The sequence below is a fragment of the Streptomyces sp. NBC_00620 genome (assembly GCF_026341825.1).
Lineage (GTDB): Bacteria > Actinomycetota > Actinomycetes > Streptomycetales > Streptomycetaceae > Streptomyces.
In genome coordinates, this window is sequence record NZ_JAPENY010000003.1 from 2,496,498 (window position 1) to 2,514,537 (window position 18,040).

General features: G+C 69.3%; 11 protein-coding genes. 2 read left to right on the forward strand and 9 right to left on the reverse strand.

Annotated features, from left to right (window positions below; genetic code table 11):
* Positions 1-131: 131 nt before the first annotated feature.
* Entirely contained in the window at positions 132-3,161 is a 3,030-nt protein-coding gene (locus tag OG246_RS42075) for a glycoside hydrolase family 3 N-terminal domain-containing protein (protein WP_266474698.1), read from the reverse strand.
* Between the two features lie 331 nt (positions 3,162-3,492).
* On the opposite strand from OG246_RS42075, the gene OG246_RS42080 reads away from it, so the two are divergent.
* Positions 3,493-5,388, forward strand: coding sequence for a ricin-type beta-trefoil lectin domain protein (locus OG246_RS42080; protein WP_266474700.1), 1,896 nt, complete (start codon positions 3,493-3,495; stop codon positions 5,386-5,388).
* A gap of 244 nt (positions 5,389-5,632) precedes the next feature.
* Here OG246_RS42080 and cimA read toward each other — a convergent pair whose 3' ends face one another.
* The 7 genes from cimA to ureA all read right to left on the reverse strand — a co-directional run bounded on the left by cimA (position 5,633) and on the right by ureA (position 15,102).
* Positions 5,633-7,237, reverse strand: coding sequence for a citramalate synthase (gene cimA, locus OG246_RS42085; protein WP_266474702.1), 1,605 nt, complete (start codon positions 7,235-7,237; stop codon positions 5,633-5,635).
* 308 nt (positions 7,238-7,545) lie between these two features.
* Positions 7,546-8,769: a hypothetical protein gene (locus OG246_RS42090; protein WP_266474704.1), complete on the reverse strand. Its 1,224-nt coding sequence runs from the start codon at positions 8,767-8,769 to the stop codon at positions 7,546-7,548.
* Positions 8,770-8,881: 112 nt separating this feature from the next.
* On the reverse strand, positions 8,882-10,915 hold the full coding sequence (locus tag OG246_RS42095; RefSeq protein WP_266474706.1) for a hypothetical protein: 2,034 nt from the start codon (positions 10,913-10,915) through the stop codon (positions 8,882-8,884).
* Between the two features lie 162 nt (positions 10,916-11,077).
* On the reverse strand, positions 11,078-11,677 hold the full coding sequence (locus OG246_RS42100) for a TetR/AcrR family transcriptional regulator (RefSeq protein ID WP_266474708.1): 600 nt from the start codon (positions 11,675-11,677) through the stop codon (positions 11,078-11,080).
* 10 nt (positions 11,678-11,687) lie between these two features.
* Positions 11,688-12,728 carry an agmatine/peptidylarginine deiminase gene (locus OG246_RS42105; protein WP_266474711.1) on the reverse strand — a complete coding sequence of 347 codons (1,041 nt, stop codon included), beginning with the start codon at positions 12,726-12,728 and terminating at the stop codon, positions 11,688-11,690.
* A gap of 14 nt (positions 12,729-12,742) precedes the next feature.
* Positions 12,743-14,413, reverse strand: a complete 1,671-nt coding sequence (locus OG246_RS42110) for an urease subunit alpha (RefSeq protein WP_266474713.1) — start codon at positions 14,411-14,413, stop codon at positions 12,743-12,745.
* Positions 14,410-15,102 carry an urease subunit gamma gene (ureA, locus tag OG246_RS42115; protein WP_266474715.1) on the reverse strand — a complete coding sequence of 231 codons (693 nt, stop codon included), beginning with the start codon at positions 15,100-15,102 and terminating at the stop codon, positions 14,410-14,412. Before ureA ends, OG246_RS42110 begins: the two co-directional genes overlap by 4 nt.
* Before the next feature lie 175 nt (positions 15,103-15,277).
* Here ureA and OG246_RS42120 point away from each other — a divergent pair, with 175 nt between their 5' ends.
* Positions 15,278-16,711, forward strand: a complete 1,434-nt coding sequence (locus OG246_RS42120; protein WP_266474716.1) for a cytosine permease — start codon at positions 15,278-15,280, stop codon at positions 16,709-16,711.
* Between the two features lie 144 nt (positions 16,712-16,855).
* Here the strand turns inward: OG246_RS42120 and OG246_RS42125 are convergent, their stop codons facing one another.
* A complete protein-coding gene (locus OG246_RS42125) occupies positions 16,856-17,944 on the reverse strand; it encodes a branched-chain amino acid aminotransferase (RefSeq protein WP_266474717.1) in 1,089 nt (362 codons plus the stop codon).
* Between the last annotated feature and the right edge of the window lie 96 nt (positions 17,945-18,040).

The window sequence follows — 18,040 nt, forward strand, 5'->3', positions numbered from 1 at the left end:
CCCGTCCCTTGTTCCTGGGGGCTCCGCCCCCAGACCCCCGTTTCGCCCGAAGGGCTCGTCCTCAAGCGCCGGACGGGCTGAAATATCCCCGTCCGGCGTTCGAGAAGCGGAGCCCCAGAGCGCGGCAGTGCCTACGCCGCCTGGTACGCCTCCTTCAGTTTTGCCACCGCGGCCGCGTAGCTGCCTGTCAGCAGCAGGTGGTCAGCGTCTGCGAAGGGTTTCGCTACTGCTGGTGTGATGGTGGTGGTGCCGATTTTCTGCTGGACCAGGAGGCGGGCCTTGGTCACGGCGGTTCGGCCTGCTGTGGTGGAGCCCGTCTTGTCGGCGATCTTGGCTGCCAGGGCGAGGGCCGCCAATGTCGACGTACCGCCCGAGGGCGTCTTGGTGAGCGTCGTGAGGCCCCAGCCGTACGGGAACTGCGGGTCGTACAACGTGTCGCCGACGTTGATCGGCAGCTGGGACTCGGACTTCGGCCAGGTGACGGGGAGTTGGCCGGTGAAGGGGCGCTTGCCGTAGAGGACGTCCGCGACGCCGTCGCCCTCCGTGCCGGGCAGCCAGGAGGCGACGAGGGCGTCGATGTCGCCGAGCCGGTCGCCGATGAGTTGCGGTCGTCCGGAGACGGTCAGGACCACGCACTTCATGGCGCCGCAGACCTTGTCGACGGCGGCCTTGTCCGCGGCGGTCAGTTCGAGGTCGTTGCCGTTGCCCACGTCGCCGACGCCCTCGGCGTACGGGGTCTCGCCCACGACGACCACGCCGACGTCGTAGCCGGTGGTCGGAGCGGACGCGTCCTTGGAGTAGCTGATCGTCGCGCCGGGAGAGGCTTTCCGCATCCCCTCCAGGATCGTCGTGCCCTTCGTGATCGCGCCGGAGGAGCCCTGCCAGGTGATGGTCCAGCCGCCGGTCTGGTTGCCGATGTCGTCGGCGTTGGACCCGGCGACGTACACCTTCTGGGACTTCTTGAGAGGCAGTACGCCGCCCGCGTTCTTCAGCAGGACCTGCGACTCGGCCGCCGCCTTGCGGGCCACGGCCCGGTGTTCGGGCGAGCCGATGTCGGAGGCGCCGCTCGTGTCGGCGTACGGCTGCTCGAAGAGGCCGAGCTTGAACTTCTGCGTGAGGATGCGCGATACGGCGTCATTCACGCGCTCCTCGCTGATCCGGCCCGCGTTCACCTCGCTGATGAGCGTGGTGTGGAATTCCTTGTACGCGTACGGGACCATGATCATGTCGAGGCCGGCGTTGATGGACGTACGGACGTCGGAGGCGTAGTCGCCGGGGATCTGGTTGATGCCGTCCCAGTCACTGATGACGAAGCCGTCGAAGTCCATGCGGTCCTTCAACACCCCGTTGATCAGGGCCGCGTTGGCGTGCATCTTGATGGGGCCCACATCGTCGCCGAGGATGTCGAGGGACGAGTAGGACGGCATGACCGAGCCGACGCCGCGGTCCACGGCGTCCTGGTACGGCGCGAGGTGCACCGCCTCCAGCTCCTGCTGGGTGACCTTGGTGATGCCCTGGTCGATGGTGTACGAGCCCGAGGTGGACGAGCCGTACTCGGTGCCGCCGTCGCCGACGAAGTGCTTGGCGGTGGCGAGGACCTTGTCGTTGTCGCTCAAGTCCTTGCCGTTGGCGCGGCCTTGGAGGCCCTGGATGATCGTTTCCATGGACTCGACGAGCGCCGGGTCCTCGCCGAAGGACTCGTAGCTGCGGCCCCAGCGTTCGTCGCGGGTGACGCACAGGCAGGGGGCGAAGTCCCACGGGATGCCGGTGGCGCGGACCTCGGCGGCGGTCACCGCGCCGGTCTGCTGGGCGATCTGGGGGTCACGGGTGGCGCCGATGCCGATGTTGTGCGGCATGACCGTCGCGCCGACGAGGTTGTTGTGGCCGTGCACCGCGTCCACGCCGTAGATCAGCGGGATCTGGAACCGCGTTGCCTGCGCCCGCAGTTGGAAGGAGTCGATCATCTTCGCCCACGCCTCGGGGGTGTTGGGCGTCGGGGTCGAACCACCGCCGGAGAGCAGCGAGCCGAGGTCGTACGTCGCGATGTCGCCCTGCGAGGTGAGCGCGCCCCGCTCGGCCTGGGTCATCTGACCGGCCTTCTCCTCCAGGGACAGCCGGGAGACGAGGTCGGCGACGCGCTTCTTCACGGACAACTTCGGGTCCAGGTACGGGAGTCCGTGGGCGTCGATGACGACCTGCGGAGTCTCGGCGGGGGCCTTGGCGCCGGTGACGGTGAGCTTGAGAGGGATCGTCTCGGCGGATTCGCCGGACTTGTCCTTGAGGGTGGCCACCGAGATGGTGCGCGAGGTGCCGGACGCGGTGCCCGCCGGGAAGGTGATCGAGCCCTGGACCTGTACGAAGTCCTTGCCGGGCTGGGCGGTGCCACCGTCGCTCTGGTACGCGACGGTCACCGGTTCGTCGATCGGAACTGCGCCGGTCGTGGCGACGGAGACCTTGACGACAGCCTTGCGGCCCTCCGCGACCGGGTAGACCGCGGAGTCGGTGATGACCCTCGCACGCAGTGACTGGTCGGCGGTGCCGTACAACTCGACGTCGTCGATGGCGAACTGGCCCTTGATGCCGACCGGGAGCTGGAACGCGTAGCCCCACATCTCGGTGAGGCCGAGGATCTGGTCGATGCCGCCGACGGGCTGGTAGTCCGTGCGATAGGTGAAGTCGGTGAAGGGGATCTCGATCTGTTTCCAGCCGGTGAAGTCGTCCGTGAAGGACGTCCTCCACAGCTCGGAGGCCTCGCCGTTGGCGCCGCCGTCCTTGAGCTCGAAGGGGATCGTCTTGCCGTTGTTCTGGCCGTCCCACCAGAAGCGGATGCCCTTGTGCGCGGACCAGTCGTGGGCAGGCTGAGCGAAGGCGAAGTCGTGGGTGAAGCCGCCGTAGCCGCTGATGTCGTAGGTGCCCGTGAGGACCTTGGCGCCCTCGGGGGCGTCGGCCCGGGCGGTCAGGGCCAGTTGGGGCAGATCGTCGGCGTCGCCGCCCCACGAAAAGAGGCCTTCAGCGGGCGGATTCGCGAACGGAACCTCGCCTTCGAAGGCGTCGACGGGGACGGGAGGCGGGTCGTCGGCTCCGGCGGCGACCGAAGCGGACGCCAGGGGCAGCAGCCCGGTGAGCAAGGCGGCGGACACGAGCAGGGCGGTTCTTCGCATGGACCTTCCCTCGACTCTCGTTGATCCTCTTGGTTCTTTTCGATTCCTCTTGGTTCCTCTTGGTTCCTCTTGGCGCATCCTCTTCGGTGTCCTGAAGAACCCCTCAACGCTCTTCAGTACTCTTACGACTTAGATCACGCCGTGAGTTAACTGGCGTCCCGGCAAGCAGTCAAGACTTCACGTCAGAACCGGTACACGGGCAATTGGCGGCCGGATCAGGCTTGTTGTTCCTTCAGACCCTGAACGCGCAACCCCTTGACGCGCGCCCGCAGCCGTCATTTACTCACGCCTCGCACGCCCCAATCCCCCACCCCCAGAAGGGCTGCGCACCATGAGCACCACGAGCAGGACCAGATCCCTGAAGAGAACGGGCCGGGCCGCCCGGCTGCTCGTCGCCGGGCTGCTGACGACGGCCGGGCTCGGCGTCGTCGGTACCGCTCCCGCCCACGCGGCGGGTGAACAGGTCACCGCCTACCTGACGACGACCGACGACACCGGCGGCCGCCATGTCGTACGCGGATTGCAGCCGCAAACGCCTTTCGCCTTCCAGGCCGGCAGTGGCGGCACCGGCGACAACATCACCGTGGACGAGAACACCCGGTACCAGACGTTCACCGGTGGCGGTGCCTCCTTCACCGACACCGCCGCCTGGCTGATGAACAGCAGCGGGGCGCTGACGCAGGCCCAGCGTGACGCCGCGATGACGAAGCTGTTCTCGCCGACGGACGGGATCGGGCTGTCGTTCGTACGCAATCCGATGGGTGCGTCGGACCTGGCGCGGTTCGGGTACTCCTACGACGACGTGCCGGCCGGTCAGACCGACCCGACTCTCGCCCAGTTCTCCATCGCACACGACCTGGCGGACGTCGTGCCGCTGACCAAGCAGGCGCGCCAGCTCAATCCGGCACTGACCGTGATGGCCTCGCCGTGGACGGCACCGGCCTGGATGAAGGACAGCGGGTCGCTCAACGGCGGCTGGCTGAAGTCGGAGAACTACGGGGCCTACGCCTCGTACTTCGTGAAGTACCTGCAGGCGTACCAGGCTCAGGGAGTGCCGGTCCAGTACGTCACCGTGCAGAACGAGCCGACGTGTTGTTCCGGGTACCCGTCGATGAGCTGGAACGCTTCCGGGCTCGCGTACTTCACCAAGAGCGAGCTGCTGCCGAAGCTCCAGGCGGCCGGGTTGTCGACCAAGGTGCTCGCCCATGACTGGAACTGGGACGTGTACGACTCGTACGCCGCCTCGACGGTCGACGACGCGGCGGTCCGCACGCACCCGAACTTCGGCGGGGTCGCGTGGCACGGCTACGGCGGCGACGTCACCAAGCAGACCACCGTCCACAACCAGTACCCGACGCTGGACGCCTTCGGCACCGAGCACTCCGGTGGCACCTGGATCGCCAACCAGCAGCGCGAGGACATGCTCAACATCGTCGACTACACCCGGAACTGGGCGAAGTCAGTGACGAAGTGGTCGCTGGCCGTGGACCAGAACATGGGGCCGCACAACGGTGGTTGCGGCACCTGCACCGGGCTCGTCACCGTCCACAACGGTGACGCGCAGAGCGGGCAGGTCGACTACACCATCGAGTACTACACGATGGGGCACCTCACGAAGTTCGTGAAGCCGGGGGCGCAGCGGATCGCTTCCACGGCGAGCACGTCCGTGCCGAACGTCGCTTGGCGGAACCCTGACGGGTCCAAGGCGCTGATCGCGTACAACGACGCGTCCGCCGCGAAGACGGTGACGATCAACTGGGGGTCGCAGCACGCTACTTACTCGCTGCCGGGTAAGACCTCGGCGACCTTCACCTGGTCGGGGACGCAGGCCGGTGGCGGCGACCAGAGTGGTGCCTTCGTGGGACTTGCCGGCAAGTGCCTCGATGTGGCCGGTGGTTCTTCGGCCAACGGGGCCGCTGTGCAGCTCTACGACTGCAACGGGTCGACGGCGCAGACCTGGACGGTCAAGGCCGACGGGTCGGTTCAGGCGCTCGGGAAGTGCCTCGACGTGACGTCGGCGTCCACTGCCGATGGGGCGCAGCTTCAGCTCTACGACTGCAACGGGACGGGGGCTCAGCGGTGGTCGTACAACTCCACCACCGGAGATGTCGTCAATACCGCGGCCAACAAGTGCCTTGATGTGACCGGGAATTCGTCGGCGAACGGGGCTCGGGCGCAGATCTGGACCTGCACGGGGGCTGCCAACCAGAAGTGGCATCTGCAGTAGGTGAGGTGAGTCCGGGGCGGGCGAGGGTGCGGGGGGATTTTTTCGCCCCCTCCGCCCCTACCCGTCCCTTGTTCCTGAGGGCTGCGCCCTCAGACCCCCGCTATCGGCCTGAACGGCCTCGTCCTCAAACGCCGGACGGGCTGGAATAGCCCCTCCGGCGTTTGAGGAGCGGGGGTTTGGGGGCGGAGTCCCCAAGGGACGGGAATGGGTAGGGGCGGAGGGGGCGAGAAAAATCCCCCGGCACCTACTCCGCCGGCTCTACGCCAGCCCTGAGCAACCCGTACGTGTACGCGTCCTCCAGTGCCTGCCAGGACGCCGCGATCACGTTCTCCGCGACGCCGACCGTGGACCACTCCCCCGCACCGTCTGAGGTGGAGATGAGGACGCGGGTGGTGGACTGGGTGCCGTGTTTGCCTTCGAGGATGCGGACCTTGTAGTCGACGAGTTCCAGCTTGGCGAGCTGGGGGTAGAGCTTTTCGAGGGCTACGCGGAGGGCGCGGTCGAGGGCGTTGACGGGGCCGTTGCCCTCGGCGGTGGCGACGATGCGCTCGCCCTTGGCGAAGAGCTTGACCGTGGCTTCGTTGGCGTGGCTGCCGTCGGGGCGGTCCTCGACGATGGCGCGCCAGGACTCGACCCGGAAGTACTTGCGGGCGCGGCCCTCCGCCTCCTCGCGGAGCAGCAGCTCGAACGACGCGTCGGCCGCCTCGTACGTGTAGCCCTGGAGCTCGCGCTCCTTGACGCGGGCGACGACCCGGCCGACCAGCTCGCGGTCGTCGCTGATGTCGACGCCGAGCTCCTTGCCCTTGAGCTCGATGGAGGCGCGCCCTGCCATGTCGGAGACCAGCATCCGCATGGTGTTGCCGACCAGCTCGGGGTCGATGTGCTGGTACAGATCGGGGTCGACCTTGATCGCGGAGGCGTGCAGGCCTGCCTTGTGCGCGAAGGCGGAGACACCGACGTACGGCTGGTGCGTGGAGGGGGTCAGGTTCACCACCTCGGCGATGGCGTGCGAGATGCGCGTCATCTCGCGCAGGGCGCCTTCGGGGAGCACCTTCTTGCCGTACTTCAGCTCCAGGGCCGCCACGACCGGGAAGAGGTTGGAGTTGCCGACCCGCTCGCCGTAGCCGTTCGCCGTGCACTGGACGTGCGTGGCGCCGGCGTCGACGGCGGCCAGCGTGTTGGCGACCGCGCAGCCCGTGTCGTCTTGGGCATGCATGCCGAGCCGGGCGCCGGTGTCGGCGAGGACCGTGGCGACGACCGCCTGGACCTGGGCCGGGAGCATGCCGCCGTTGGTGTCGCAGAGGATGACGACGTCGGCGCCCGCCTCGTGCGCGGCGCGGACGACGGCCTTCGCGTACTCGGGGTTCGCGCGGTAACCGTCGAAGAAGTGCTCGCAGTCGACGAAGACCCGGCGGCCCTGCGCACACAGGTACGAGACCGTGTCGCGGACCATCTCCAGGTTCTCGTCGAGGGTCGTGCGGAGCGCGAGTTCGACATGGCGGTCGTGTGACTTCGCGACCAGGGTGATCACCTGGGCGCCGGAGTCGAGGAGCGCCTTGACCTGCGGGTCCTCCGAAGCCTTGGCGCCCGCGCGGCGGGTCGCGCCGAAGGCGACCAGCTGGGCGTGCTTGAACTCGATCTCCTGCTGGGCGCGGGCGAAGAACTCGGTGTCGCGCGGGTTGGCGCCGGGCCAGCCGCCCTCGATGAAGCCCACCCCGAAGTCGTCCAGGTGCCGTGTGATGGCCAGCTTGTCCGCCACGGTGAGGCTGATGCCCTCGCGCTGCGCGCCGTCGCGCAGCGTCGTGTCGAAGACGTGGAACGAATCGTCGAGTTCGCTGGTGTCCGTCATGGTCTCTGGCTCCTGAGGTTTGGATCTCGGTCTGTACCGGAATGACCGGCTCCACCGTCCTCCAATGATCCCTCGCGCTCCTTTCCCGGCTTGAGGTGGGCCAGGAAAACGAAAAACCCCTCGCGGGTGCGAGAGGTCTGCGCGCGGGTCGAAGACGACGGTGCCCGCCCGTACGTGGTGGTACGTGGCGGTCACTGCGGACCGGCGCGCCTGCTGCCAATAATCGTGGCGAACGAGAGCACGGGGGCAGTCTGGCACAAATCCGCCCCCGCGCTCAGGCCCGTCTCAGGATGCGAGCACGCCGCTGGTCACCGCAGGTGCCGTACGAAGGCGTCGGTGCCCTCGTTGGTGTCGCCGGCCGGGATCAGCGTCGGGTCGGACGACAGGAAGAGGATGCCGCGGGCGCCGTCGGCGATCCGGCCCGGCAGGACGTCGGCCGTGGCGGTGCCGCCGGTGGTGTCGGGCGAGACCAGGGTGGTGGTGCCCTTCCTCAGGTCCCGCAGGTAGACGGGGTACTCCTTGCCCCACTGGCTGCCGGCCTCGGTCACCTCCGACATGAAGGTGAGGTACCGGCCGTCGGCGCTGATCGCGGCTTCGCGGGTGTAGACCTCGCCGGGGCCGCCCTGGGTGCCGTGGATGCGCTGATTGGTGCCGGAGGCGATGTCGTGCACGAACACGTTCCAGCTGACGTCGTTGTCATCGGGGACGAGGTGGGTGTCCCGGGACTCGAAGACGACCGTACGTCCGTTGCCGCTGATGGACGGGTTCAGGGACTCCTTCTCGGTCCCTGAGCCGTCGTAGGAGCGGTCGATCTGGGTGTGCTCGCCCGTGGTGCGGTCGTACATCCACACGTCGCCCCAGTCGTCGCCGCGCGGGCCGTTCGCGTAGTTGTACTGGTAGACCACGCGGCGCCCGTCGTCGCTGACCGTCGGCTGGAAGGCGTTGCGCGGCTCCCAGGTCGGCTTGGGGTGGCTGATCCGCTCGGTGGTGCCGGCGACGCGGTCGCGCAGGAACACCACGCTGGTGCCCGCGGCCTCCTCCTGGAGCGTGTAGACGGCGTAACGGCCGTTGGGGCTGACGGAGACCCCGGCGGGCTGCCCGGTGAAGCCTTCGGGGATCTCGATGCCGAAGCCCACCCGCTTCCCCGTGCCGATCTCGTGGATCCAGACGTCTGTGTCCTCGGCGGACGGGGCGTATTCGACGTAGACATAGCGGCCGTCGTTGAGGACCGCCAACAGACCGCCGAACCCCGCGAAGCGGAGCTTCCCGGTCTGCGGGTCGCGTACGTACATGCCGCCGTGCGGCATGTTGGGGTCCAGGTCCTCGGCGTTCGAACTGAGCGCGATGTGGCGGCCGTTGCGGCTGATGACGGCAATGGGCGTGGTGCCGTTGCCCGCCTTGCCCTCCGGCGTGACACTGATCGGCTCGGTGTGCGGGGCCCTGGGCGCGGCGCCCGCAGTGGTTCCCGTCAGCGCCACCGTGACGGCGACGGCGACGGCCGTGAGTGCGGCAAGCCGCTTGTTCCTGTGCATGGTCGTTCCCCCGTGGTTGGTCGTGGGTCATTGGTTGGTCGTGGTCACTGGTTGATCGTGGTCACTGATTGGACGTGACCGTTGGTTGGTCGTGATCACTGGTTGGCCGTGGTCATTGCACTGTCCGCAGGAAGACGTCCGACACCCCGTTGGTGTCCCCTTCCACCAGATCGGGTGATGCCGACTCGAACGCGACGACGGTGCCGTCGGCGTTGACGGAGGGGTGCCCCGCCGCAAGGTCGTTGCGGCCGCCCCAGCGGTCGACGCTGATCAACTGCCGCTTGCCGGTGGCGAGTTCGAGCAGGTACACGGAACGGCCCAAGGTGTACGCGACATGCGCGCCGTCCCCGGCGAGCGAGGGCTCCGTGCCGTTGACCCGGGTCGTGGTCCCGGTGTCGAGGTCCTTGACGTGGACGCTCGTGCCCTGCTGGAAGGCGACCTTGCGTCCGTCCGCGCTGATCGAGGGGGCCGAGGAGTTGCTGCCGGCCTTCTCCAGGTCACCGGTGTCCAGGTCGCGGACGTAGGTGTCGGGGCCCTGCTCGAAGGCGATGTACCGGCCGTCGTAGTCGATCGACGGGTTGCCCGCCGCCTCGTCCGTCGGCGCGCTGACCACGTCGGTGGTACCGCCGCTGAACTTGAAGCGGTAGACGCGGGGTTGCGGGTGAGGGTCGGCCTCGGTCGCGGGCAGCGTGGCGGCGTAGGTGATCCACTGGCAGGTGGGACTCACGCTGGGCTGTCCCATCCAGGTGAAGCGGACGCCCTGGTAGAAACCCAGGCTGGTCAGCTTGCCGACCGCGCGGTTGCGGATGTGGACGCCCGGGCCGCCGTCGGCTGCGAGCGGGGCAACGTAGCCGACCTCGCGTCCGCTGTAGCAGGGCGTGACCTCGTGCGAGGGGCCCTGTGAGGTGGAGTTGACCAGGGAGACTCCCCCGGCCACGCTGACGAATACGTTCGTGTCCTTCGGGTCGTCGGTCCCCTGCGAGGTGAAGGCGACGACTTTGTCCTCCCCCATCGCCGGTTCGTAGGACGCCCCGGACAGTTGCTGCCCGTCCCATGTCGTGCTGACCCGTTCGGTGACGGACGGCATCGGGTCCGGGTTCTCCCGGAGCGCGCCCGAGAAGACGAACACGTCCGACTCTCTGTTGGTGTCGCCCGCCACCAGATGGGACGCATCCGAACTGAACGCCACCGCACGCCCCTCGGCGGCCAGCATGTCGTCTCCCGACTGGGCGTTCGGCGGGAGGGCGGCTCCCCGCAGCCCCGTCCGCAGGTCGCGCACCCGCGTGCCGTCCTCGCCCGAGACCACGGCGTACCGGCCGTCCGCCGTGGCCGACATGGGCCGCCCGTCGGCCACCCGCCGTGACTCGCCCGTGCGGAGGTCGTGGACGTACAGGCCGCTCTCGGCGTCGAGGAGGACGCGGCGGCCGTCCGCGGTGATGCGGACCAGGTGGGCGGCGCCGAGGCCCGTGTCGACCTGGGTCCGCTCGCCCGTCGCCCGGTCCTTGACGAAGACGTCGACCGGGTCCGTCTCGGAGTCGGTGCGGACGCCGTACGCGATCCGTTCGCCGTCGCCGCTCACCGAGGCCCCGGCCTTGTCGCCCTCCTCGGCCGGTGAGATCAGCTCGTCGGCGCCGGTGGCCGTGTCGCGGACGTACAGCAGCCGGAAGTTCTCGTCGCCGTTGCGGTTGCCGATGGTGTATGCGACGTGCGTGCCGTCCGGGCTGACCGACTGCGCGCGGCCCAACTCGTTGAAGCCGGGCGGGTTCTCGGGCCACAGCTTCTCCGAGCTGCCGGTGGCGCGGTCGTACAGGTACGGAGCCAGGAACCGGGTGCCCGCGGAGAAGCCGATCCGGCTCCCGTCGGCGCTCGGCATCGGCGAGCCGTAGGTGAAGCCGCTGCCGAGGTCGATCTTGGTGACCGCGCCGTCGGCCAGGTCCTTCACGAGTAGGCACGGTGCGGAACGCGCGCAGCCGAAGCCCGGCGCGGTGGACGTGAACGCGACCTGGCGGCCGTCGGCGCTGATCGCGGCGCCGCTCGACGGCCCGTCGGCCTGGCTGCCGTCGGCGGCCGTGCTCACCCTCTCCAAGGTGGATGCGTGCGGTGCGGCGGACGCGCTCGTCCCGGTGAGCGCGAGTAACAGCGTCACCCCTAAGCAGACTCCGGACACTCCTGCGGCTCTGGTCATGTTCCCCCCTGAGGTCCCCGTGGACGTTTCTCCCCCGGCCCCACGCCGAGGGCCCTCTTCGAGGCAAACGCACCACGCGCTACAGGGTCAATCCCCCGTAATGCGTACAACCCGGACCGTTGATCAGTCGTCCGGGAGAAGCCCGTCGTCCAGGAACTCCCGTACGTGGCTGAGAATCTGCCCCCGGTCCGTGCCGCGCAGCCCGATCGCCACATGGATGGAGAAGCCGTCGAGGAGGGCCCGCAGCCGCGCGGCGAAACGGTCCGGGTCGACGGAGCGGAACTCGCCGTGCGAGACGCCCTCGGCGAGCAGGGCCACCAGGTCCCGGTGCCAGGCGCCCTCGATGGCGACCTGCCGCTCACGGGCGTCGTCGTCGGCGTTCTGCGAGCGGTTCCAGACCTCCAGCCAGAGGGTCCAGTGCGGGTCGCGGTGGCCGTCGGGGACGTACAGGTCGACGTAGGCGTCGAGGCGCTCGCGGGCCGTGGCCGGCCGGGTCAGCAGCCGGCCGCGCTCGACGCCCAGGCGCCCCTCGCTCCATTCCAGGGTCCGCAGCAGCAGTTCGTCCTTGGAGCGGAAGTAGTACAGCAGATGACCGCTGCTCATCCCGACCTCGCGGCCGAGCGCCGCCATGGTGAGCTTCTCCAGACCGCGTTCGGCGATCATGTCCATGGCGGCGGCGAGCACGTCCTCGCGCGGGGGCGCGTTCCTGCGCGGACCGGCCATCCCGTACTCCTCAAACCTTCGGCTGCTGCTGGGTGATGCAGTGGATGCCTCCGCCACCGGCAAAGATCGTACGTGCGTCCACCAGTGTGACGGTCCTCTCGGGGAACAGTCGGCGGAAGATACCGGCCGCGATCTCGTCGCGCGGGTCGTCGAATCCGCAGAGGACCACGCCACCGTTGCAGAGGTAGTGGTTGATGTACGAGTAGTCGGCCCAGTGTCCGTCGGCCTCCAGGACGGTCGGGGCGGGGACCTCGACGACCTCCAGCCTCCGGCCCCGGGCGTCGGTCTGCCCCTTGAGCAGGCCGATGATCTCCTTGCTGACCTCGTGGTCGGGGTGCGCAGGGTCCTGCTGGGAGTGCGCGACGACGACGCCGGGGCGCGCGAACGCGGCGACGATGTCGACATGGCCGAGGGTGCCGAAGCCGTGCGGCGGATAGTCGCCGGTCAGCCCGCGCGGCAGCCAGATCGCCTTGCGGGTGCCGAGGTGGGCGTGGATCTCCGCCTCGACCTGCTCACGGGTCCAGTCCGGGTTGCGCTCGGGGCCGAGCTGCACGGTCTCGGTGAGCAGGACGGTCCCCTCGCCGTCGACATGGATCGCGCCGCCCTCGTTGACGAGCTTCGAGGCGTACGTCCGTGCCCCCGCGAGGTCCGAGACGTACGCGCCGATCTTCGCGTCGTGCTCCCAGCGGGCCCAGTCCTGGGCGCCCCAGCCGTTGAACGTCCAGTCCACGGCGGCGAGTTCACCCTTCCCGTCGGTGAGGAAGGTGGGGCCGATGTCGCGCATCCAGGCGTCGTCGAGGTCACGTTCGACGACATCGATCCCGGGGCCGAAGAGTTCGAGAGCCGCCGAGGACTGCCCGGGCCCGCACACCACGGTCACCGGTTCGAAGCGGCGGACCGTGCGGGCCACCGCCGCCCAGGCCTCGCGCGACTCGGCGAGATCGGCCGGATTGTCGAAGGTGTGGTTGGGCCCCGGCCACGCCATCCAGGTGCGCTCGTGCGGGGTCCACTCGGCAGGCATTCGGAAACCGTCGGCGGCAGGCGTGTTCATAGGAGTTCAGTTCCTTACAGGAAATACAGGCGGTTGAGGGAGACCGAGTCGGCGGGCTCGGAGCGGATCGGGTCGCCGTCGAGGGTGACAAGGCCGGTGCGCTGGTCGACATCGACGGCTCCGGTACGGGAGTTGAGGCGCAGGTCGGCCGGACCGATGCCGCGGGTGCCGCGGACGGCGACCCGGCGCCGCCGGGTGGGCATCAGGTCGTTGCCCTGGTCGAGCGCCGCCTGCGCGACGAAGGCCACCGAGATGTCGGCGGGCGTCGAGCCGTGCGCCCCGAACTGCGGCCCCAGGACGAGGGGTTCGCAGGTGTCGGTGGCGGCGTTGGGGTCGCCGACGACGCCGTACGCCGGGAAGCCGGACTTGAGGACCAGCTGCGGCTTGGCGCCGAAGTACTCGGGCCGCCACAGCACGATGTCGGCGAGCTTGCCGACCTCGATGGAGCCGACCTCGTGCGCGAGGCCGTGGGCGATGGCGGGGTTGATGGTCAGCTTGGCCATGTAGCGCAGGACGCGTTCGTTGTCGTGGTCATCGGGGGCGCCGAACTCGGCCTTCATCTTCCCGGCCATCGCGAACGTCCGGCGTACGGTCTCGCCCGCGCGGCCCATGCCCTGCGCGTCCGAGGAGGTGATGCCGATCGCGCCCAGGTCGTGCAGCACATCCTCCGCGCCCATCGTCCCGGCCCTGATCCGGTCGCGGGCCATGGCGGCGTCGCCGGGCAGGTCGGTCTTCAGGTCGTGGACGGAGACGATCATCCCGTAGTGCTCGGCGACCGCGTCCCGGCCGAACGGCAGGGTCGGGTTGGTGGAGGAGCCGATGACGTTCGGAACTCCCGCCATTTTCAGGACATTCGGTACGTGCCCGCCGCCGCACCCTTCGATGTGGAAGGCGTGGATGGTGCGCCCTTCGAGTACCCGGAGGGTGTCCTCGACCGACAGGCATTCGTTCAACCCGTCGCTGTGCAGGGCGACTTGGACGTCGTACTCCTCGGCGACGCGCAGCGCGGTGTCCAGCGCGCGGGTGTGGGCGCCCATGTCCTCGTGGACCTTGAAGCCGGACGCGCCGCCCTCGGCGAGCGCCTCGACGAGGGGTGCGTCGGAGGACGACGAACCCCGGCCCAGGAAGCCGATGTTGACCGGCCAGGCGTCGAAGGCGTTGAAGGCGTGGCGCAGCGCCCAGGGCGAGTTGACGCCGACGCCCCAAACCGGGCCGAACTCCTGGCCGATGATCGTGGTCACCCCGGAGGCGAGCGAGGCCTCCATGATGCGCGGCGACAGCAGATGGACGTGCGTGTCCACGGCACCGGCGGTGGCGATGAGCCCCTCGCCGGACACGATGGACGTACCCGTGCCGACCACGACGTCGACGCCCTCGAGGGTGTCGGGGTTCCCGGCCCGCCCGATGGAGCAGATCCGTCCCTCGCGGATGCCGATGGAGACCTTCCTGATCCCCTGCGCCGCGTCGATCACGACCACATTGCTGATGACGACGTCACAGGTCTCGCGGACGGCGGCGGCCTTGAGGTGCAGCCCGTCGCGGGCGGTCTTGCCGAAGCCGGCGAGGAACTCGTCGCCGTACTTCTGGGCATCGGACTCGACCCGGATCGTGAGCCCCGAGTCGCCGAGGCGGACGCGGTCGCCCGCACGCGGGCCGTGGGTGGCGGCGTACTCGTACGGATTCATCGGTGCTCAGCTCCCTCGGTTCCGAGATACCCACAGGCGGCGGCCCTGCGCAGGGCCTCTTCCTTGGCCCCCGGCGCGTCCAGCGGCCCGTCGACCAGACCGGCGAAGCCGATCGCGATCCGCTCGCCGCCGATGGGCAGCAGCCCGACCTCGGCGCTCTCCCCGGGCCCGAAGCGCACCGAGGAGCCCGCGGGCACGGCGAGCCGCATCCCGTAGGCGTCCGCGCGCGGGAAGTCGAGCCGCGGGTTCGCTTCGAAGAAGTGGAAGTGGGAGGTGACGGAGACCGGCACGGTCGCGGTGTTCGCGACGAGGAGCCGTACGACTGCCTCGGGCTCGGCGTGCGCGGGACCCGGCAGCAGTGCGCCCGGCGCCTGATCGCCGAGGCCGCCGCCGATGGGGTCGCTGACGACCGCGAGACGCGAACCGTCGTCGAAGACGGCCTCGACGTGCACCTCGGTGACGACGTCGGCGACGCCCGGCAGTACGTCGTCGGGGCCGAGCACCGACCGGGCGCGCTCGATGGCCTCGGCCAGCCGCCGCCCGTCCCGGGCGGCCTCGCACACGGTGTCCGCGATGAGCGCGGTCGCCTCCGGCACGTTGAGCAGGACGCCGCGCGCCCTGCGGGACCGGGCCAGCTCGGCGGCTCCGAAGAGCAGCAGCCGGTCACGTTCCGTGGGAGTCAGTCTCACGACGCGACACCTCCTTGCCTTACGGGATACAGAGCATCAGATTTAGAGCATCACTCTAAATCACTGTAACCGCGAGATTCATGAAACGGAAACATTGACGTGTGACCTTGGAACACGCCACATTGAACGTCACTCAAACTTCAGGCTTCAGGCCGCCCTCGAAGGAGACCCAGCCATGCCGATCGAACAACGCGGCGTCGACACCATCCCCGACGAGGAACGCACCAGCGGGCCCCGCGACCTCGTGTCGATCCTGCTCGGCTCCAATCTCTGCCTCGGCGTGATCATCTTCGGCTGGCTGCCGGCGTCCTTCGGGCTCGGCTGGTGGGCCTCGGTCACCTCGATCGTGGCGGGCACGGTGGTCGGCACGGCGATCACGGCTCCGCTCGCCCTGGTGTCCCTGCGCACGGCGACGAACCTCTCCACCTCCTCCGGCGCCCAGTTCGGCGTACGCGGACGGCTGGTCGGCTCGGTCGTCGGCCTGCTGCTCGCCCTCGGCTACACCGCGCTGACCGTCTGGATCGGCGGCGATGTGATGGTGGGCGTACTGAACCGGCTGTTCGGACTGCCGGTCAACGGCATCTCGTACGGCGTGATCTACGGGCTGCTCGCCACAGCGACGGTGGCGGGCGCGGTGTACGGCTACCGCGTGCTGCTCGCCATGTCCCGCGTCCTGGCGATCGGCATGACGGCGCTGCTGGTCGTGGGCGTGATCGCGTACGCCCCGCACTTCACCACCGCCCCGCTCCCGGAGGCCGGCGGCTATCTGCTCGGCTCCTTCTGGCCGACCTGGCTGCTCGCGGCGGTGGCGGCGGGCCTGTCCGGCCCGATCGCGTTCATCACCCTCCTCGGCGACTACACGCGCTACATCTCCCCGGCCCGCCACTCCTCACGCAAGGTCCTGCACGCGACCTGGCTGGGTCTGACGGTCGGTCTGCTGGTCCCCCAGCTCTTCGGCACCTTCACGGCGTACGCGGCCCGCGCGGCCCTCGACTACGCGGGGCCGCTGGTCTCCGCCTCCCCCACCTGGTACCTGGTCCCGCTGCTGCTCGCCGCCACCGCGGGCTCGGTCGGCAACGCGGGGCTGATGCTCTACTCGATGGGGCTCGACCTCGACGCGATCCTGCCGCGCGCCTCGCGCGCGCAGGCCACCCTCTCGGTTGCCGTCGTCGCCACGGTCTGCGTCTTCGTCGGTCATTACGCGTCCAGTGCGCAGGACGCGATGACCTCCTTCGTGCTGCTGCTGACCGCCATCGGGACGCCGTGGGCCGTCGTCACCCTCATCGGGTTCGCGCGCTGCCGCGGTGTCTACGATCCGGACGCGCTTCAGGTCTTCAACCGGCGTTCGCGGGGCGGGATCTACTGGTACCGGGGCGGCTGGAACGTGCCGGCCGTGGTCGCGTGGGCGCTGGGCGCGTTCGTCGGTCTCCTTGCGGTGTCGCTTCCCTCTTACGAGGGGCCGCTGCTTTCGCTGACCGGCGGGGTGGACTGCAGCTTCCTGCTGTCGGGCGTTGTCGGGGGTCTTGTGTACCTGGTGCTGTCGCCGAAGGGGGCGCCGCATCCGGTGGCGGCCGGGCAGGAACTGGCTCGCGCCGAGAGCGGGCGCTGAGCTGAGCTCCCGCTGGGGTTGCGGTGTTTCGTCTGCGGGGCCGTCGTGGCTGGTCGCGCAGTTCCCCGCGCCCCTTTGGGGCGCTCCGCTTTGGGGCGCTCCGCCCCCCGCCCCCGTTGAAGGGGGCGGGGTTCAGGGCACGGGTCAGCCCAGCGGGTGCATCCAGCCGTGCTTGTCCTCGCTGACTCCGCGCTGGATGTCGAGGAGTGCCTCGCGCAGTCGCAGTGTGACCTCGCCGGGTTCGCCGCCCGACTGCTGCCACTCGCCGCTGGTGCGCTTGACCGTGCCGACGGGGGTGATGACGGCGGCGGTTCCGCAGGCGAAGACCTCGGTGAGGGTGCCGTTCTCGGAGTCGCGCTGCCACTGGTCGATGGAGATGCGGCCCTCTTCGGACTCGTAGCCGAGGTCGCGGGCGACGGTGAGGAGCGAGTCGCGGGTGACACCGGCGAGCAGGGAGCCGGTCAGGGCGGGGGTGACGATCTTGTTGCCGTACACGAAGTACAGGTTCATGCCGCCGAGTTCCTCGACCCACTTGTGCTCGACGGCGTCGAGGTAGGCGACCTGGGCGCAGCCCTTGGCGGCGGCCTCGGCCTGGGGCAGCAGGGAGGCGGCGTAGTTGCCGCCGGTCTTGGCGTCGCCCATGCCGCCGGGGACGGCGCGCACGTGGTCCTCGGAGAGCCAGATGGAGACGGGCTGCACGCCGCCCGGGAAGTAAGCGCCCGCGGGGGATGCGATGACGAGGAAGAGGTACTCGTTGGCGGGCTTCACGCCCAGGCCGACCTCGGTGGCGATCATGAACGGGCGGAGGTAGAGGGACTCCTCACCGCCGTGCGCCGGGACCCATGCCCTGTCCTGCTGGACGAGGACGTCGCAGGCCTCGATGAACGTCTCGACCGGCAGCTCCGGCATGCCGAGGCGGCGGGCCGAGGCCTGGAAGCGCTTGGCGTTCATGTCGGGGCGGAAGGTGGCGACGGAGTCGTCCGCCTGCCGGTACGCCTTGAGGCCCTCGAAGATCTCCTGCGCGTAGTGCAGGGTCATGTTCGCGGGGTCGAGGGAGAGCGGTCCGTACGGAACGAGCTGGCCGTCGTGCCAGCCGCGGCCCTCGGTCCACTTGATGGTCACCATATGGTCGGTGAAGTGGCGGCCGAACCCGGGGCTGGCGAGAATCGCCTCGCGCTCCGCATCCGAGCGGGGCTGCGAAGAGGGCTTGAGCTCGATCGTGGGCGTCGTCATGAGTGGTTGTCCTTCACCGGTTGTGTGTGACGGGCCGCGCTCACGCCAGTACTGCCAGTGGCCAGTGCTAGGACGTCCGAGCATTCCCTCATTCCG

Excerpts from the sequence above, each read along its gene's own strand:
- OG246_RS42075 (WP_266474698.1), bottom strand. The coding sequence starts at position 3,161 with ATGCGAAGAACCGCCCTGCTCGTGTCCGCCGCCTTGCTCACCGGGCTG.
- OG246_RS42080 (WP_266474700.1), top strand. The coding sequence starts at position 3,493 with ATGAGCACCACGAGCAGGACCAGATCCCTGAAGAGAACGGGCCGGGCC.
- cimA (WP_266474702.1), bottom strand. The coding sequence starts at position 7,237 with ATGACGGACACCAGCGAACTCGACGATTCGTTCCACGTCTTCGACACG.
- OG246_RS42090 (WP_266474704.1), bottom strand. The coding sequence starts at position 8,769 with ATGCACAGGAACAAGCGGCTTGCCGCACTCACGGCCGTCGCCGTCGCC.
- OG246_RS42100 (WP_266474708.1), bottom strand. The coding sequence starts at position 11,677 with ATGGCCGGTCCGCGCAGGAACGCGCCCCCGCGCGAGGACGTGCTCGCC.
- OG246_RS42105 (WP_266474711.1), bottom strand. The coding sequence starts at position 12,728 with ATGAACACGCCTGCCGCCGACGGTTTCCGAATGCCTGCCGAGTGGACC.
- OG246_RS42110 (WP_266474713.1), bottom strand. The coding sequence starts at position 14,413 with ATGAATCCGTACGAGTACGCCGCCACCCACGGCCCGCGTGCGGGCGAC.
- OG246_RS42120 (WP_266474716.1), top strand. The coding sequence starts at position 15,278 with ATGCCGATCGAACAACGCGGCGTCGACACCATCCCCGACGAGGAACGC.
- OG246_RS42125 (WP_266474717.1), bottom strand. The coding sequence starts at position 17,944 with ATGACGACGCCCACGATCGAGCTCAAGCCCTCTTCGCAGCCCCGCTCG.